Genomic DNA, 16,282 nt, shown 5'->3' with positions numbered 1-16,282 from the left:
TAGTCGAAGCGATAGAAAGCAGTGAGATTATGGAATTACCGCGCAAGCAATTTTAGGCCCAGATACCCCGTCGACATCAGGCCCCTGGTGGATCATTAAACTGCGCCCGCGCAATTCTTCTATGGTCAAGTTGGCACCGAAAACAGAATCAGTTGCAGTGCCATCTGCAGCGATCGGCAGTGGCGGAAGATCCCCCTTTGGCTTCATCATCTGCATATGCATCGCGTGCGCTTCTGGAGTCATGGAACTCATGTCCATATCACCCATATCCATCATCATGTGGCCATGCCCATAATGCCCACCAGCCGCAAGGCCTGCTACACGCTCGCCTTGCTGTAAACCGGCCTCACAGCTCGGTTTTTCATGAAAATGCATACCATTCAACCCAGCTGGCAGTCCAGCCACATCAGCAACGACTCTCACGCCGCCTTCTTCTTGGGTAATCAGAATATTGCCGGCACTTTCACCTACACCAAAGCCGTTGATAAAGTTGACCTGTAGTGACAGACGGCTTTGTGGGTCATGTTTTACCAAATGCTCTCGCAGTGCGGCGTCAGTATGATCGGGCAAAGTTCCTTTAAGGGCATCTCGGACGTAGGTCAGGCCCTGTTGTACATCACCCATCTGCAAATAGGCCTCTGCCAAATGCGCCAGTACCGCTTCATCACCAGGCATCAGCTGCAAGGCGCGGTTTAGGTACGTTAGGCCCTCATCTAACTGGTTGTTTTGGATCAGCGCCCATCCCACCGCGTCAAGCACGGCAGGATTCTGCGGTGCAAGCTGCTCTCCGCGCCGGGCAAGCGCGAGACTCTCTTGCGGCGCCTTATCCAGATCAGCCCTAACAATAGCTCCCATAGCAATGGCTGGAACGTATAATGGCGCTTTTGCGGTTGCTTTATCAAACGCCTCTCGTGCAATGTCTAATTCACTACCTGAATAAGCCGTTAACCCTTTCTCATAGTACAACAGTGTTGAATCGGGATTGGCCGCTATCGCCTGATCAAACAACGGCATTAAATCAGCGTGATCAGTTGCTGCCATGCCTGCCGCATGATTATGCACTCGGTGATCATGCAAAGCGCCGAACAAGGCCATCCATGCACTAATGTCATTCGGATCGGCAGCCACTGCTGCTCTAAACGCATCCGCTGCAAGGTCGTTGTTGCCTTCATCAAATAACAAGATACCCTTTAGATAATGTGCTTGAGCAGGTTGGGGATTCGTACTCAAAGTACGATCAATCTGCCGCTTTGCACCTTGGATATCACCAGCTCGAATGAGTGAATCAATCAGTAGTAGTTGAATTCCTACAGATTTTGAAATTGTCCCAACTGCACTGCGTAACTGTGCCAATGCAGAATTTCCTCGTCCAATTCGAATCATCAAATCCGCATAGTTTTCCCATTGCTCCAATGATGCCTCACTGGTGTCCCCTAGATACTCAGTTAACGTAGCTTCAACCTCAGCATAACGTTTCGCGACGGTCAGGATCTTAGCTTTCTCTAACAAACGGTTTCTCTCAAAATCAGCATTCTCCCCTTGTGCCTTAGCAATAAGCTCAAGTGCTGCGGTAAAATCTCCCAGCTGCGCTTTCAAACGAGCACGGCTTAATAAAATTGGGAATGCTTGATACGCGGCTGTACCGTTGAGCTGAGGCAATATCTCTACGGCTGTCTCAATAAGTCCTGCCATGGTTGCAGCTTCAAAGCGCCTGGCAACAGCTTCAAGCGCAACATCGCCTGAGCCCTCTCCAAGCGTGATATCGGCAAACAGTTCTACAATTGCTGAGTGCTTTTCTAGGCGGCGATAGAGCTCCGCTAGTTCTAGTACTATTGGTGAAGCCTCTGTGATTGGTTTCGGCATCTTTGCCAATGTCACTAGCAATGCCGTTTCCGCTTGTTCTAGATTGCCATTACGCATCCCCAACCATGCCAAATAGCGAGCAGCCATTCCGTTTGGGTTTTCGTCACGCAATAGTACGCGGGTAAAAATCTGCCCGGCCACTTCGTATTGTTCTTGCGATAATCTTAATAGTCCAAGCAAATTCGTTGCCGCATGAAAATCCGGTTGCGCTTGCAATATTTTCTGCAGGGTTAATTCAGCCTCACGGTATTTTTTTTGTTCAACCAATTCGCTGGCTGCCAAATACAGTGCAAGCAAATCGTTGGGGAAACGTAGTAAATAGTTGGCTAAAGCTCTGGGGCCACGGGAATCATCGCCAGCTAATAAACGACCAACGATTTGCAGTGCGTTGCGATCCCCGATTTGCGCTCTAACTTCTGAAGGGACAATGAAACTGTCAAAATTAAGCCCACTGAGAGCCAAATTCTGCTGCTTGAGCAATTCAAACAATTCCGATTCAGATAACTTATACATCTGCTCATCGTACGTTTCTGTGACGATAGAAGCCTGTAAATTGACCGGCAGTAACATTGCGCCGAGCAAACTGATTGGAATGAGTCCCTTCATAATTCGTGCTAGCAATGTTCTATTCATTCGATTCTCCTTTTTTCGACCAATACTCCAACCATTGCTGATTGTAGGGAGCCAGCACTGCATGAACTTCATCCTCGATGAACTCCACATAAGGCTGACTAAACAGAATACTTGCGTTGTGCACCGGTGCTTGTACCTGAGCGTATGATGCAGTTCGCGTAAAAAATTGCGCATCAACTCCATCAGCGTGAACGCGCTTTTCCGCGTGCCAATGTTGATGCAGAAAATCCATTAAATCAACCGGTAGCTGTTTTGCGAGTGCCACATCTTCATAGTGTAGCGTATAAACTGGGTTTGAAATGTTAGCGAGTACTTCTTCTGCGTGCGTTTCAAGGCGTGCATAATGTCTTGCAATGGTGGCTAGCTCTTGTTGCCACGGATGCTCAACCGTAAAAGCATTAAAATAAGTCGACAACACGGTGTCCAATGGATGCCGTATGACTTTAATAATCGGTGCATCTGGGAATAATAGATTGAGCAACGGCAGACGTGACAGGTTAGTTAAATTTTTATCCGTAACTGCCAGCTGACCGCATGCGCCGTTGTCGCTCATTGCATTATCGGTAAGATAATGTGCGCACAATGTCTGACTCAATGTCTGCAATAACTCAGGTTGTATATCTTTAACCTCTAAGTCCCACCATGCCTTTCCCGTGACTGTATAAATATCGCGCTCGATTGACTCGAAGGCGATATTCTCGTCACCGTTAATACAGGCAAAATTTTCAAACAGCAGCTTTTCCACTAACGTGCTACCGCAACGCGGAAAACCGATAATAAATACAGGATTAAGAGGCACGTTAAAATTAAACTGCTCACGCAACACTGCCATATTCAGAGCACTGATCCGTTCTAAATGGAGTTCCACATTTTTTTCTTGCGCTACAACATCGGCAAGCGCGTTTAGTTGATGCAAGTTGGCTGCACTGGACAAAGCTTCTTTGCCGGCTCCAAGCGCTCGCTGTGCCAACAGTTGTTCCTGCCAATAAGCTTTTTGCAGCTCGACACTAAGAGCGTCAACGTTTACCTGAGATAACGTTCTGAGCGTCTTCTTTGCCGCCCCTTCGCGGCGTTGAATTCGCGCTGCAATAATGCGACCGAATGGGTCTTCTGGCGCTACTCGTAACGCTTGCTCTAACGTTTGTTTGGCCTCTGATAATAAATGCAATCGCTCTTGGATTGACGCTTGGCGACATAACCATACGGAGTTGGTTGGGAATTTTTCGCTGGCTTGCATTGCGGCAACCAGAGCTGGCTGCCAGTTTCCTGCACTTTCTAGCGCCTGAAACCAGTTGTGCCAATGCAATTGTTTGTCAGGTTGCTGTTTGACTAACTGTTCTGCGCATACACTGGCAAAATTGCAATCATTGGTTTGCTGGCTTATGTCATAACCCAATTGTAAAAAATTGATGGCTCGATTGTTCCGGCTGACGGCCTGTTTGATCCAGCCAAGAGCATCTGGGAGTAAGTTTAATTGCCGAGCCAAAGTGGCAAGGTTCGCCGCCGATTCAGCGGTCATATACCCTTGCTTTGGCAGTCCCTGCATCACTTGATAGGCTTGTCGTATATGGCCATTTTGCCAAGCCCAAAGTGCTTGTAAGTAAACTAGGCGATTATTGTGAGGTACTTTCGCTGCTAAAGCTTGCCCGATGGCCGCGACGGCTTGAGCATTGCCCATTTGAATCATCTGTTGCAAAGTGGCCAATGCATCTTTGACCAAGACTTTTTTAGCTACGCCGGTCCAGGGCTTACTCGACACCTTTAGTCCACAACACTGTGCGAGACGTGAAGGACTGCCGCAATGTTCGCACTTCATGAAATAAACTTATAAAAAACAAAAGGGTAGCTTGATGCTACCCCTTTTTAACTTAAAAATTCAGCCTTATTTTGCTTTGCGGCGACGGCGCATAGCCGCCAAGCCAAGCATACCAAGGCCAGCGATAGCTAGTGTGCTAGGCTCAGAAACACTTGGGTTTGTTGAGCGATTACGCAAGTTAATAGTCACCGTACCCTGGTCGCTTAGAGAGCCGTCAGAAACCCCAAATGTTGCAACATAGGTTCCTGCAGCGAAGCCACTTGAGTCCCAATCAAATTCAAGGGTATTTGGATCAAACGTTGAACCACCGACGGCACCACCAGCCCCTAAAAATGAAATAAATGATGTTGTAAGCACATCGCCCGCATTCGGGTCTGTAACCACTAAAGTTTCAGAAATCGTATCTCCGACAAGCGCGTTAATAACAACATCAGTAATCGATGGAGCTAAGTTCGCATTTTGTGAATTCACTGTGTCAAACAACCAAACAAACTCGACAGAGCTGCCATCGCCAGCATTGATTTTTCCGCTGAATGCTTCATCTGCACCAAGATTGGATCCATTATCCGTATACAGTGCCGTGTTAGCAGCAGAAATATTGATTTGCCCACTAGCATCGATATCAAAGCCTCGGGCTTGAGAGTCAACTCCGGTAGATAAAAAGGTGTCGTCGTAAGTCAAGCCAACACCAACAGCATCTAAATTATCTGAATAGGCAAGCCCACCGATCACTTGTTGCTGGATGTTTTCTAAATCGAACTGAATTGGAGTATTGGCCGATTCACCATCCCAAAAGATAGTCGATGTGGTACCATAATTTCCACCAGCATTCGGCACACCGCCCACCCACGAACCACTGTTCCATGTGATAGTATAAAGCCCAGCCCCAGGTAACTGATAAGTAAACGTTTCATTCATCTCGCCACGGCGCACATCCGAGATGTCCAAGGTTTGAGACGTAAGAGTAACATTGGTATCACCGCCAACGGATAAATTACCAACTTCATCGACGCTGCCATGCGGGAAAACTGCTGGACCAGCAGTAGTCGAACGTCGCCAAAAAGATTTTGCCGTTAAAGTCACCAAACCAGTTGCATCTACGCTTGGCACAATCGCAGCGCCACGAAAGTGAGTCGCATTCGCAGTAGAAGCAGCAAAAGCAGAAGCCACAGCAGCGGCAACTAGTATTCCTGCCTGTTTATTTACTTTTAAAGTCATCAATCTATTCCTTAATCAATTTACGTTTAGCAAGGGCAAAACCAAAGCCCTCTCGGCATATAGATAAACCAGATATGCTTAACCTGTGCCAACTTTTATTTTATTGTTTTTTAAAGGTTTTATTTTTCAGCGTTAAAAAAGTGTAAAAAAAACCGACGATTTTATAAGCAAAACCTCACTTTCCCGATGGAGCGGAACCGACCTGTAGGCAACCGGTTGTAATCTAATTATTTGCTGAAAGAGTAACTATTAGTCTAAGGTTAGCGCGTAAATCCGCAGGATAAGGGGAAACGCTTGGAAAATTTATCGGTCGTTCTGGTACTCGTCGGATTATTGTCGATTGGCTGCCAATATTTAGCCTACCGAGTAAAACTTCCCGCAATTTTGTTTTTATTACTGGCTGGTATCGTCGTAGGCCCGGGAACCGGCTTGATTAATGCAGATGCCTTGTTCGGTGAGCTATTATTCCCTATTGTTTCGCTATCAGTCGCCATTATCCTGTTTGAAGGAGCACTGACGCTTAAATTTGCCGACATCAGTGGTCATGGCGCGATGGTCAGAAACCTCTGTAGTGTCGGCGTTTTTATCACTTGGCTAGTCGCCACTCCAGCAGCACACTATGTGTTGGGACTTAGCTGGGAATTGGCTGCCTTGTTCGGCGCTATTGTCACAGTGACCGGGCCAACCGTTATCGTGCCCATGCTACGTACCGTGCGCCCCTCAGCCAAAATTTCCAATATCTTACGGTGGGAAGGTATTGTCATCGATCCCATTGGGGCACTGTTTGCAGTCTTGGTCTTTGAATTTATCCTCGCTAAGCAAGATGCTTTTACCCATACGCTGGCTGCTTTTGGCATTACTATCTTGGTCGGTGGTGTACTTGGCAGTGCCAGCGGTTATTTGTTAGGTGTAGCGATCCGTAAACAATGGATCCCGTATTATTTGCAAAATACCGCTGTCCTTACCCTAATGTTAGCGGCCTTCGCATTTTCCAATGTGTTTGCCCACGAGTCAGGTCTGTTAACAGTCACAATCGCAGGCATGATTTTAGCCAATATGCGTAATGTCGATGTAGAAAGTATTCTTGAATTCAAAGAAACGTTAAGTGTTTTACTAATATCTGCTTTGTTCATTTTGCTGGCAACGCGAATTGACTTTGCAGCTATTCAAGCCGTAGGGATGGGTGCAGTAATCGTTATTGCGGCCATCATGTTCATCGCGCGCCCTCTTTCGGTCGCGGTTTCCGCCTTAGGTACTGGGCTGTCTATCAAAGAGCAGGCATTGCTCGCTTGGATTGCGCCGCGCGGGATTGTTGCCGCTGCGGTTTCTGCTTTATTTAGTATAAAACTAGAAGCTGCGGGCTACGAAGAGGCAAGTTTAATCGTTCCTATGGTGTTTTTAGTGATCATCGCTACGGTTGTTTTGCAAAGCCTTACCGCTTCGACAGTTGCTAAGTGGCTAGGCCTGCGCTCTCCAGAACAAAATGGTTTTCTACTATTCGGAGCCAATCATTTCTCCCGGGATTTAGCGCTTGAGCTGGCGAAAAATGATATCGTCGTGACTGTCGCCGACACTAACTGGGATGCCATTAGACTGGCACGCATGCAAAACATTAAGACTTACTACGGCAATCCGATGAGCGAGCATGCGGAGCGTTACCTAGACCTCACACTTATCGGCAGCGTATTGATTTTATCCCCCTATCGCCAACTAAACCCATTAGTCACTGTGCACTTCGAGCACGAGCTTGGACGCGATGCCACGGTATTAGGTCTTGGTACCAACGACTCTGACAAACCCCAAAGTCATCAAGTGTCTGAGAACTTCGCACAGAAAATGTGTTTATTCGATGAAGGTGTCACTTATGCATTTTTAGCCAGTGCAATGAAAAACGGCGCCATACTTAAAACAACACGTTTGACCGAAGAATTCGATTACGAAGAATATCGCGGTCAGTATAAAAACGATGCCATCCCTTTGATTTACATCCACGATAACCAAGTGGGTGTGTTTACCTCACGTGAAAAGGTTAGCCCCAAAGCAGGCTGGAAGATCGTAAGCCTAGTCTTGAAAGCCGATGAACAAATCAAAGTGAGCTGAAATCCAATTGACCGTTACCAGATCGCGACGCGACCGGATTTTGTATACACTCATGCATATTTTCGCGTCGTTTCTGCTATCTTGACCCAATCAAACAGATTGCATGATGAACGCGTTTAACTTAGTGGCAGCTGAAACCTATGAAAGAAACATTTAAAGTCCCCCACACCCTTGTCTTGTTGCTGGGAATGATGTTACTGGCTTACCTAGCGACTTGGTTGGTTCCTCAAGGTTTCTTCGCTACCCAAACGCTCGATAACGGGCGAGAAGCCGTGATCGCAGGCACGTATGCGGTTACCGATGTACAAGTGCGTTTAACGCCGTTCGACTTTTTTGTTGCGATCCCTCGTGCGCTTGCCGCAGCGCAAGATGTCATTTTTTTCGTCTTTATCGTTGGTGGGGTATTAGCGATTGCACGTGCAACAGGTACGATTGACGCTTTAATTGGGCATCTACTAGAACGCTTTGGTAGCAAACCTCAATGGCTAATTTTCATGGTGATATTCACCTTTGCATTGGCTTCCGGCGCCATCGGAACAGCGGGTGAATATATTCCTTTTGTGCTTATTCTAGTTGGTCTCTGCAAAGCCATGCGGCTTGATGCCATGACTGCCGTCGGGATGGTAGTAGTTGGCTACGGTATCGGGTATGGCGTATCGGCATTTAGCCCGTTTACCGTGATGATCGCTCAGCAAGTGGCTGGCGTTCCTTTATACTCTGGCATCGAATTGCGACTAGCCATATTTGTTCCGTTCGTTTTAATTGGATTCCACCATGTTTGGCGATATGCCAAGCGAGTGCATGCTGACCCGAACGCATCATTAACCAAAGGATTGGATTGTCCACTTGGTGATTCCGACACTGCCGATTATCCTCATTTACTACTCGGACACAAACTTATTTTGGCCGGGCTAGTTGCCACTATATGTGTTGCTGTTTGGGGGATTTCTCAGCGGGGCTGGTACTTATATGAACTTGGCGCGCTATTTGTGTGCTGGGGCATATTCTCAGCTATCGTTGGGCGCTTGAACGCCGACGAGGCTGCCAAACGCTTCATTGAAGGTGTGCAAGATCTTGCGACAACAGCAGTTCTCATAGGTGTTGCTCGGGGTATTGCGTTAATCATGGAGGATGGACAAATCTTGCATAGCCTGGTGTATGCAATGTCGTACCCACTGTCTTATTTGGGCGCCGAAATCGCAGCAGTTGGTATGTTCATTATGCAAACTCTGTTGAATCTCTTTATTCCTTCTGGCAGCGGTCAAGCTTATGTCACTATGCCGCTGATGGCACCGGTTGGCGACTTAATTGGGGTCAATCGCCAAATCGCAGTACTCGCGTATCAGTTTGGTGACGGTTTCTCAAATATGATTATCCCAACCAATGCGGTACTAATGGGGATCATTGGAATGGCAGGCGTACCTTATCACTTGTGGTTTAAATTCTGCTTCCCACTACTGATAAAACTTATGCTTGCCGCATCGGTGGTATTAGTTCTTGCTGTAGTGTTTGATTACGGCTCAGACGTACAACCTCAAATAGAGAGATTGTCCTCCCCTGCTAATTCAGCAGCGGAAATGGATAACCCGGAAAGTTGAATTAAGTCCAACTAGATGCACGATAATGGGCAGCATACAGCGGTCTGGAACTTGTCGCTAGTCAGCCAAAACAGGGTTTTTGATAAATAGAATATCCATCAGAATAGCCGGATCCCACTCGCACATTTCCTTTTCGCAGCGCAGCCGGATTGCGTCGAGTTCAGCAATAGTTGCAATAGAAAAAGCATCGCTGACAATAATGTGCACCAGTAAATATACGTCCCTGCCACATTTACTGATACGCACCTCAACGTGTTCATAAGGCACATCGCTCAAGGTCTTTTTAAGCTTCTTCTCGATAAGTGCGGATACCGCTTCTGGCGGCGCTTTATTGATGACCTCGTTAAGACTTTCTTTAAGGATCCGCAGCGGTATTGGTAACATGAATACAGCTAAAACCATAAGTAGTAGTGGGTCCACATAAGGTGAATATTTAGACAAACTCAACTGTTCCAAAACAAATGCCAGTACAAATCCCAGTAAAATAGAGGCACTTAACACACCATCAATAAACCAGGTCTGCGCATCAACCACCACCAGATCAGAACGTAGATGACGACCTTTTCGCTTCATGTACAGTGCAACAGCAAAACACCCAAGCGTTGCAAGCCCACCGTATCCCATAGCAATGCCATAATTAGTCGTGTTTCCGCCTTCTAATAAAGAGGCAATGGCGCCAAATATCGCATAAGCACAGATAGCTAAAATAAAGATAGCCTTAAAAAGATTAAGCGTTGGCTCAATTGCGGTATAGCCAAAGTGGAAACGTTCATCATCGGGTCGTTGTACTAGATTCGCCACTTTCAGTGTCAGCAATGCCATTACGCAAGCCAATAACGAATACACGCCATCAAATAATATTGCTGCTGAGGAGGTCAAAATTGCGAAAATAAAGGCTAAACCAACAAATAAACAAGCAACTAAAAACGAAATTCGTAAAAGATGTTTTTCACGTTGTTCATGAAAGCCAATGGCCATAAATATCTACAGTTGATTAAAAAGTGCGCGGATTCTACGCCGTTTTTTGTAAATAGATAGTGGGCTGAGAAAATATAGTTTATTGACTCCATCTCGATAGTTGTGCGCCAATTCAGTCATCTCGATTCGCAAAAATAATACTCAACATCTTCGCACTTTTTCATTCGCGCAAATCTATTGAACTGACTAAACTCTGCGTGCTGAAAAACAATAATTGAGCGGCCGAAGTGTCTGAAAAACAGCAAAATAAACCAATATTTCTATGGTGTGTGCCGCGCTCAATCTCTACCGCGTTTGAGAAAATGATGGCGCACTCTGGACTTTTTGCCGTGCACGGTGAACCATTCATCGATATTTACAAGCAAGGATTACGCTCTGACAAGGAGTTTCAAAGTGCCTCGCGAGCTTTCGACCTAGGCTACGCAAAATTGCTCAGTGCTGCGCAGCGCCAATACCTTTTTGTTAAAGATATGGCCTACCATGCGGCCCCGTTTATAAGCGACGACCACATTCGCTCGGCTATTCATACATTCTTAGTGCGAGATCCGCGCTATTCGATACCCTCCTTGTTTCGCATGCGCCCCGACTACTCTGAAGACCAACCCGGATTTTCAGGTATGGTCACCCTGTATGATCGTATAGCCGCGATCCAACAAGTTCAGCCCTTGGTCATCGATGCCGACAGTCTAATCGCTCAGCCAGAGGAATCGATGCGAAGGTATTTCGACTACATTGGTGTACCTTTACCGGATACAAACCGATTGTTACAGTGGCCAAAAGGCAGTAGAGAAGAATGGCAAGGTCGGGAGTCATGGCATATTGATGCGATCAATAGCCAATCATTTGTGCGCAAGTATGAAACCATCGATCCCAAGTTGTTACCAGAAAAAGTTATCAGGTCGATTGAGCTTAATCTACCGCACTATCAATATATGCTTAACCACACGAAAAGCAGTATCTAGCGAATTCATTCAATTCGGTGGTAAAGTTTCTTATATCTAATATTTAATGAGTACAGCGAAGCTAGGATGTCCAAATCTAGCAAACAAAAAAGGCCGCATTAGCGGCCTTTTCTAAACTGTTTGAATAATTACTTATTCTGCAGCTTTAGTGACAACGTCAACCAACTTCCAAGTCTTAGACTTAGAGATAGGGCGACATTCAGTGATAGTCACTACGTCACCTTCATTACATTGGTTTGACTCATCGTGAGCGTGTAGCTTAGTAGAACGCTTGATAAACTTCCCGTAGATTGGGTGCTTAACGAAACGCTCAACCATAACAGTGATGGTTTTATCCATTTTGTTACTTACCACACGACCTTGTACTGTACGAATTTTTTGTTCAGTCATTAGCTTTTAGCCTTTTCAGTCAGAATGGTTTTTACACGCGCGATGTTACGACGCACTTTTTTCAATTGGTCAGTTTTTTCAAGCTGTCCAGTTGAATACTGCATGCGTAGATTGAATTGCTCTTTAAGAAGGCTTAAAAGCTCTTCATTCAACTCTTCTACGCTTTTCGCTTTGAGTTCAGTCGCATTCATTACATCACCGTCCGAGTTACAAAGGTTGTTTTAAATGGCAGTTTTGCCGCAGCCAGTGCAAACGCTTCACGTGCTAGTTCTTCTGGAACACCTTCCATTTCATATAACACACGACCCGGTTGAATTTGGCATACCCAGTACTCAACGTTACCTTTACCTTTACCTTGACGAACCTCTAGAGGCTTCTCAGTAATTGGCTTATCAGGAAAAACGCGGATCCAGATTTTACCTTGACGCTTAACGTGACGCGTCATTGCTCGACGAGCTGCTTCAATTTGACGTGCAGTCATGCGACCACGCGCAACGGCTTTAAGACCGTATGTACCGAAGCTTACTTTACCGCCGGCAATCGCTAGACCACGGTTACGCCCTTTATGCTGTTTACGAAATTTCGTACGCTTTGGTTGTAACATGATTAGCCCTCTCGCTTAGCGCTACGGCCTTTCTTCTTAGGTGCTGCTGGAGCCTGTTCAACTGCATTAGCTGCAGGTAAACCACCCAAAACTTCACCTTTGAAGATCCACACTTTAACGCCAATGATACCGTAAGTTGTCAACGCTTCTGAGGTTGCATAGTCGATATCAGCACGGAATGTGTGCAAAGGTACACGACCTTCACGATACCATTCGCTACGTGCGATTTCAGCGCCGCCTAGACGACCGCTAACTTCAACTTTGATACCTTTAGCACCCAAACGCATAGCGTTTTGCACGGCACGCTTCATGGCGCGACGGAACATAACACGGCGTTCAAGCTGGCTTGAAATGCTGTCAGCGACTAGCTGTGCATCAAGCTCTGGCTTACGAACTTCAGCAATGTTGATCTGAGCTGGCACACCGGCTAGCTTAGATACGTGATTGCGAAGCTTCTCGACATCTTCACCTTTCTTACCGATTACGACGCCTGGACGAGCAGTGTGAATAGTCACACGGATGCTCTTAGCAGGACGCTCGATTACGATTTTAGAAAGCGAAGCGTTTTTCAACTGCTTAGTCAGATACTGACGTACCTGATGATCATTAAACAGGTTATCCGCATATTCTGCAGTATTTGCGTACCAGGTAGATGTCCATGGCTTGCTGATACCCAGGCGTATACCCGTAGGATGTACCTTCTGTCCCATTCTCTACTCCTAGTTATCCGCTACAACCACAGTAATGTGACTGCTACGCTTAAAAATACGATCAGCACGGCCTTTAGCACGTGTCTTGATCCGCTTCATCGTTGGGCCTTCGTCAACAAAGATTTTGGCAACGGTCAATTCGTCAATATCAGCACCTTCGTTGTGCTCTGCATTTGCAATCGCAGACTCTAGTACTTTCTTGACCAATGCTGCACTTTTCTTAGGACTATAAGTTAATAACTCAAGTGCCTTTTCAACGTGCAAACCGCGAATCTGATCTGCTACCAAACGTGCTTTTTGAGCTGACGTACGGGCAAAACGGTGTTTAGCTAATGCTTCCATCTCTTTCCCCTTAACGTTTCGCTTTCTTATCCGCGACATGGCCGCGGTAAGTGCGCGTTGGCGCAAATTCGCCCAACTTGTGGCCAACCATTTCGTCACTGATTAATACAGGAACGTGCTGGCGACCGTTATGGACTGCAATGGTTAAACCAATCATATCTGGAATAATCATGGAACGGCGTGACCAAGTTTTGATTGGACGACGCTCGTTCTTTTCCACTGCAGCCTCTACCTTCTTCAGCAAGTGAAGGTCAATAAAAGGACCTTTCTTGAGAGAACGTGGCATGGTGAATCCTCGCTATTACTTGTTACGACGACGTACGATAAGCTTATCTGTACGCTTGTTGCTGCGGGTTTTCTTACCCTTAGTAGGCACACCCCATGGAGTAACCGGATGACGGCCTCCAGAAGTACGACCTTCACCACCACCGTGCGGGTGATCAACCGGGTTCATGGCAACACCACGAACTGTCGGACGAACACCACGCCAGCGTGTAGCACCGGCTTTACCAAGTGAACGCAGCATGTGTTCAGCGTTGCCGACTTCACCAATAGTGGCGCGACAATCCGCTAATACTTTACGCATTTCGCCAGAGCGAAGACGCAAGGTAACGTAGGCTCCATCACGCGCAAGAATCTGTGCATAAGCACCAGCTGAACGAGCGATTTGAGCACCTTTACCAGGCTTCATTTCAATGGCGTGAACGGTAGTACCCACTGGCATGTTGCGCATAGGCATTGCGTTACCCGCTTTGATCGGTGCATCAGAACCTGATTGCACTGCATCACCAGCTTTTGCACCTTTAGGCGCAAGGATGTAACGACGTTCACCGTCTGCGTACAATACCAATGCGATGTTTGCTGAACGGTTTGGATCATATTCCAAACGCTCAATCTTCGCAGGGATACCGTCTTTATTACGTTTAAAATCAATTACACGGTAGTGTTGCTTATGACCACCACCGATATGGCGCACAGTAATGCGACCATTGTTGTTACGACCACCAGATTTGCTGTTCTTTTCTAATAGAGGCGCATAAGGAGCACCTTTATGTAGATCAGGATTAACTACCTGAACAACATGACGACGTCCGGCAGAAGTTGGCTTAGCTTTCAATAATGGCATGTCTAATCCCCTTCTTACTCAGCGCCACCGACGAAGTCGATATCCTGGCCTTCTTTCAGTACAACGTATGCTTTTTTCCAATCGCTACGCTTACCGAAATGCATGCCGTGACGCTTGGTTTTACCTTTTACGTTAACCGTGCGTACAGAATTCACTTCTACGTCGAACAATGACTCAACAGCAGCTTTAATTTCAGCTTTGTTGGCGTCTTTAACAACTTTAAATACAACAGTGTTGTTTGCTTCAGCAGCAAGTGTTGATTTCTCAGACACGTGCGGCGCAACCAATACTTTTAATAGACGTTCCTGGTTCATGCTAACGCCTCCTCAAGTTGCTTAACTGCGTCAGCAGTCATTAGCACTTTTTCAAACGCAATTAAGCTGACCGGGTCGATACCTGCAACGTCACGTACGTCTACTTTGTAGAGGTTACGTGCAGACAAGAACAAGTTCTCATCAACTTCAGGTGTCACGATTAACACGTCTTTCAATTCAAGCGCGTTTAATTTAGTTAATAGTGCTTTAGTCTTTGGCGAATCAACACCAAAGCTTTCAACCACTACTAAACGGTCTTGACGTACCAATTCAGAAAGGATGCTTTTGATCGCACCACGGTACATCTTTTTGTTGACCTTTTGCTCATGATCACGAGGCTTGGCAGCAAATGCGCGGCCACCACCAACCCAAATTGGGCTGCGGATTGTACCAGCACGTGCACGACCAGTACCTTTTTGACGCCATGGCTTCTTACCACCACCACGTACTTCAGAACGTGTCTTCTGAGCTTTAGTACCCTGACGAGCGCCTGCGCCGTATGCAACAACTACCTGGTGAACCAGGGCTTCGTTGAATTCACGTCCAAAGGTCGCTTCGGATACTTCAAGAGCGCCTTTGGCGTCTTTCAATGCTAATTCCATCACTTAACTCCCCAGACGTTAGGCTTTGACCGCAGGCTTGACGATGACGTCACCGCCAGTCGCGCCAGGTACTGTGCCTTTAACCAACAACAGGTTGTTTTCAGCGTCTACACGTACTACTTCCAAAGACTGCATAGTCACGCGTGCGTTACCAAGCTGACCAGCCATTTTCTTGCCTTTGAATACTTTACCTGGAGATTGGTTTTGACCAATTGAACCAGGAGCACGGTGTGACAATGAGTTACCATGTGTATTACGTTGGTGTGCGAAATTCCAACGCTTAATTGCGCCAGCAAACCCTTTACCTTTTGAAGTACCAACAACGTCAACTTTCTTAGTTTCGTTGAATAGCTCAACAGTGATTTCACTGCCAACTTCAATATCAGTGCCTTCATTCGCGTCTAGACGGAATTCCCACAAACCACGACCAGCTTCAACGCCAGCTTTAGCAAAGTGACCAGCGGCCGCTTTGTTAACGCGATTTGCTTTCTTCTCACCTGCGGTTACTTGCAAAGCGCGGTAGCCGTCAGTTTCTTCAGTACGAAGTTGAGTAACACGGTTAGGGGTTGCTTCAATAACAGTCACAGGGATAGAAACACCATCTTCAGTGAAGATGCGCGTCATACCCACTTTACGACCGATAAGACCAATCGCCATTGTTATAACCCTCTTCTATTAGCCCAGGCTGATTTGAACATCAACGCCGGCTGCTAAGTCCAATCTCATTAGAGCATCAACAGTCTTATCTGTTGGCTCAATGATATCTACCAAACGCTTATGAGTACGGATTTCATATTGGTCACGTGCGTCTTTGTTGACGTGTGGTGAAATCAATACTGTGTAGCGTTCTTTGCGAGTAGGTAAAGGAATAGGACCGCTTACCTGAGCACCAGTACGTTTCGCTGTTTCTACGATTTCAGCCGTAGATTGATCGATCAACTTGTGATCAAACGCTTTTAAACGAATACGAATTCTTTGATTTGGCATCGATTAAGCTCCAATCGAAAGAACAAAAAAATTCACCTT

18 protein-coding genes are annotated in these 16,282 nt (G+C 46.4%); 3 read left to right on the top strand and 15 right to left on the bottom strand.

All coding sequences use genetic code 11. From position 1 onward, the window contains the following. Positions 1 to 27: 27 nt before the first annotated feature. The 3 genes from CSH92_RS12515 to CSH92_RS12505 all read right to left on the bottom strand — a co-directional run bounded on the left by CSH92_RS12515 (position 28) and on the right by CSH92_RS12505 (position 5,530). Positions 28 to 2,496, bottom strand: coding sequence for a tetratricopeptide repeat protein (locus CSH92_RS12515; RefSeq protein WP_164084732.1), 2,469 nt, complete (start codon positions 2,494 to 2,496; stop codon positions 28 to 30). Continuing rightward, the gene (locus tag CSH92_RS12510; protein WP_100657977.1) at positions 2,489 to 4,312 is read right to left on the bottom strand and encodes a tetratricopeptide repeat-containing sulfotransferase family protein; all 1,824 of its coding nucleotides are present in this window, start codon (positions 4,310 to 4,312) and stop codon (positions 2,489 to 2,491) included. Before CSH92_RS12510 ends, CSH92_RS12515 begins: the two co-directional genes overlap by 8 nt. 66 nt (positions 4,313 to 4,378) lie before the next feature. Beyond that, positions 4,379 to 5,530, bottom strand: coding sequence for a PEP-CTERM sorting domain-containing protein (locus tag CSH92_RS12505; protein WP_100657976.1), 1,152 nt, complete (start codon positions 5,528 to 5,530; stop codon positions 4,379 to 4,381). Between the two features lie 294 nt (positions 5,531 to 5,824). On the opposite strand from CSH92_RS12505, the gene CSH92_RS12500 reads away from it, so the two are divergent. Continuing rightward, positions 5,825 to 7,630: a cation:proton antiporter gene (locus CSH92_RS12500; RefSeq protein ID WP_100657975.1), complete on the top strand. Its 1,806-nt coding sequence runs from the start codon at positions 5,825 to 5,827 to the stop codon at positions 7,628 to 7,630. Positions 7,631 to 7,770: 140 nt separating this feature from the next. Next, positions 7,771 to 9,228: a YfcC family protein gene (locus CSH92_RS12495; protein ID WP_100657974.1), complete on the top strand. Its 1,458-nt coding sequence runs from the start codon at positions 7,771 to 7,773 to the stop codon at positions 9,226 to 9,228. A 57-nt stretch (positions 9,229 to 9,285) separates the two neighbouring features. Here the strand turns inward: CSH92_RS12495 and CSH92_RS12490 are convergent, their stop codons facing one another. After that, positions 9,286 to 10,206, bottom strand: coding sequence for a cation diffusion facilitator family transporter (locus tag CSH92_RS12490; protein WP_100657973.1), 921 nt, complete (start codon positions 10,204 to 10,206; stop codon positions 9,286 to 9,288). Positions 10,207 to 10,433: 227 nt separating this feature from the next. On the opposite strand from CSH92_RS12490, the gene CSH92_RS12485 reads away from it, so the two are divergent. Further along, a complete protein-coding gene (locus CSH92_RS12485) occupies positions 10,434 to 11,168 on the top strand; it encodes a sulfotransferase-like domain-containing protein (RefSeq protein ID WP_100657972.1) in 735 nt (244 codons plus the stop codon). Positions 11,169 to 11,300: 132 nt separating this feature from the next. On the opposite strand, the gene rpsQ is transcribed toward CSH92_RS12485, so the two are convergent. From rpsQ to rpsJ, 11 genes are read right to left on the bottom strand one after another with little or no spacing between them, the layout of a single operon-like run. After that, positions 11,301 to 11,558 carry a 30S ribosomal protein S17 gene (gene rpsQ / locus CSH92_RS12480; protein ID WP_100657971.1) on the bottom strand — a complete coding sequence of 86 codons (258 nt, stop codon included), beginning with the start codon at positions 11,556 to 11,558 and terminating at the stop codon, positions 11,301 to 11,303. Continuing rightward, positions 11,558 to 11,749: a 50S ribosomal protein L29 gene (gene rpmC / locus CSH92_RS12475; RefSeq protein ID WP_100657970.1), complete on the bottom strand. Its 192-nt coding sequence runs from the start codon at positions 11,747 to 11,749 to the stop codon at positions 11,558 to 11,560. The genes rpsQ and rpmC overlap by 1 nt, the downstream gene beginning before the upstream one ends. Next, positions 11,749 to 12,162: a 50S ribosomal protein L16 gene (rplP, locus tag CSH92_RS12470; RefSeq protein ID WP_100642640.1), complete on the bottom strand. Its 414-nt coding sequence runs from the start codon at positions 12,160 to 12,162 to the stop codon at positions 11,749 to 11,751. Before rplP ends, rpmC begins: the two co-directional genes overlap by 1 nt. Before the next feature lie 2 nt (positions 12,163 to 12,164). Then, the gene (gene rpsC, locus CSH92_RS12465) at positions 12,165 to 12,872 is read right to left on the bottom strand and encodes a 30S ribosomal protein S3 (protein ID WP_100642639.1); all 708 of its coding nucleotides are present in this window, start codon (positions 12,870 to 12,872) and stop codon (positions 12,165 to 12,167) included. A gap of 9 nt (positions 12,873 to 12,881) precedes the next feature. Further along, positions 12,882 to 13,214 carry a 50S ribosomal protein L22 gene (gene rplV / locus CSH92_RS12460; protein ID WP_100642638.1) on the bottom strand — a complete coding sequence of 111 codons (333 nt, stop codon included), beginning with the start codon at positions 13,212 to 13,214 and terminating at the stop codon, positions 12,882 to 12,884. A gap of 10 nt (positions 13,215 to 13,224) precedes the next feature. Further along, positions 13,225 to 13,500 (bottom strand): 30S ribosomal protein S19, encoded by a 276-nt coding sequence (rpsS, locus tag CSH92_RS12455; protein ID WP_100642637.1) that lies wholly within the window; start codon positions 13,498 to 13,500, stop codon positions 13,225 to 13,227. A gap of 15 nt (positions 13,501 to 13,515) precedes the next feature. Beyond that, on the bottom strand, positions 13,516 to 14,340 hold the full coding sequence (gene rplB / locus CSH92_RS12450) for a 50S ribosomal protein L2 (protein ID WP_100657969.1): 825 nt from the start codon (positions 14,338 to 14,340) through the stop codon (positions 13,516 to 13,518). Positions 14,341 to 14,354: 14 nt separating this feature from the next. Beyond that, positions 14,355 to 14,654 carry a 50S ribosomal protein L23 gene (gene rplW, locus CSH92_RS12445; protein ID WP_100657968.1) on the bottom strand — a complete coding sequence of 100 codons (300 nt, stop codon included), beginning with the start codon at positions 14,652 to 14,654 and terminating at the stop codon, positions 14,355 to 14,357. Next, entirely contained in the window at positions 14,651 to 15,256 is a 606-nt protein-coding gene (rplD, locus tag CSH92_RS12440) for a 50S ribosomal protein L4 (protein WP_100657967.1), read from the bottom strand. The genes rplW and rplD overlap by 4 nt, the downstream gene beginning before the upstream one ends. Positions 15,257 to 15,274: 18 nt before the next feature. Next, a complete protein-coding gene (rplC, locus tag CSH92_RS12435; RefSeq protein ID WP_100657966.1) occupies positions 15,275 to 15,913 on the bottom strand; it encodes a 50S ribosomal protein L3 in 639 nt (212 codons plus the stop codon). 18 nt (positions 15,914 to 15,931) lie between these two features. Continuing rightward, positions 15,932 to 16,243 (bottom strand): 30S ribosomal protein S10, encoded by a 312-nt coding sequence (rpsJ, locus tag CSH92_RS12430; RefSeq protein WP_010179497.1) that lies wholly within the window; start codon positions 16,241 to 16,243, stop codon positions 15,932 to 15,934. Positions 16,244 to 16,282 lie beyond the last annotated feature (39 nt).

It is taken from the genome of Neoalteromonas flava (assembly GCF_002807685.1).
In the GTDB taxonomy this organism is placed as follows: Bacteria; Pseudomonadota; Gammaproteobacteria; order Enterobacterales; family Alteromonadaceae; genus Alteromonas_E; species Alteromonas_E flava.
Note: the sequence above shows the minus strand (reverse complement) of the source record. Positions and strands in the feature narration are given on the sequence as shown.

Excerpts from the sequence above, each read along its gene's own strand:
- rplP (WP_100642640.1), bottom strand. The coding sequence starts at position 12,162 with ATGTTACAACCAAAGCGTACGAAATTTCGTAAACAGCATAAAGGGCGT.
- CSH92_RS12490 (WP_100657973.1), bottom strand. The coding sequence starts at position 10,206 with ATGGCCATTGGCTTTCATGAACAACGTGAAAAACATCTTTTACGAATT.
- CSH92_RS12515 (WP_164084732.1), bottom strand. The coding sequence starts at position 2,496 with ATGAATAGAACATTGCTAGCACGAATTATGAAGGGACTCATTCCAATC.
- CSH92_RS12505 (WP_100657976.1), bottom strand. The coding sequence starts at position 5,530 with ATGACTTTAAAAGTAAATAAACAGGCAGGAATACTAGTTGCCGCTGCT.
- rplV (WP_100642638.1), bottom strand. The coding sequence starts at position 13,214 with ATGGAAGCATTAGCTAAACACCGTTTTGCCCGTACGTCAGCTCAAAAA.
- CSH92_RS12495 (WP_100657974.1), top strand. The coding sequence starts at position 7,771 with ATGAAAGAAACATTTAAAGTCCCCCACACCCTTGTCTTGTTGCTGGGA.
- rpsC (WP_100642639.1), bottom strand. The coding sequence starts at position 12,872 with ATGGGACAGAAGGTACATCCTACGGGTATACGCCTGGGTATCAGCAAG.
- rpsS (WP_100642637.1), bottom strand. The coding sequence starts at position 13,500 with ATGCCACGTTCTCTCAAGAAAGGTCCTTTTATTGACCTTCACTTGCTG.
- rplD (WP_100657967.1), bottom strand. The coding sequence starts at position 15,256 with ATGGAATTAGCATTGAAAGACGCCAAAGGCGCTCTTGAAGTATCCGAA.
- rpsQ (WP_100657971.1), bottom strand. The coding sequence starts at position 11,558 with ATGACTGAACAAAAAATTCGTACAGTACAAGGTCGTGTGGTAAGTAAC.
- rplB (WP_100657969.1), bottom strand. The coding sequence starts at position 14,340 with ATGCCATTATTGAAAGCTAAGCCAACTTCTGCCGGACGTCGTCATGTT.
- rplC (WP_100657966.1), bottom strand. The coding sequence starts at position 15,913 with ATGGCGATTGGTCTTATCGGTCGTAAAGTGGGTATGACGCGCATCTTC.
- CSH92_RS12510 (WP_100657977.1), bottom strand. The coding sequence starts at position 4,312 with ATGAAGTGCGAACATTGCGGCAGTCCTTCACGTCTCGCACAGTGTTGT.
- rplW (WP_100657968.1), bottom strand. The coding sequence starts at position 14,654 with ATGAACCAGGAACGTCTATTAAAAGTATTGGTTGCGCCGCACGTGTCT.
- rpsJ (WP_010179497.1), bottom strand. The coding sequence starts at position 16,243 with ATGCCAAATCAAAGAATTCGTATTCGTTTAAAAGCGTTTGATCACAAG.
- rpmC (WP_100657970.1), bottom strand. The coding sequence starts at position 11,749 with ATGAATGCGACTGAACTCAAAGCGAAAAGCGTAGAAGAGTTGAATGAA.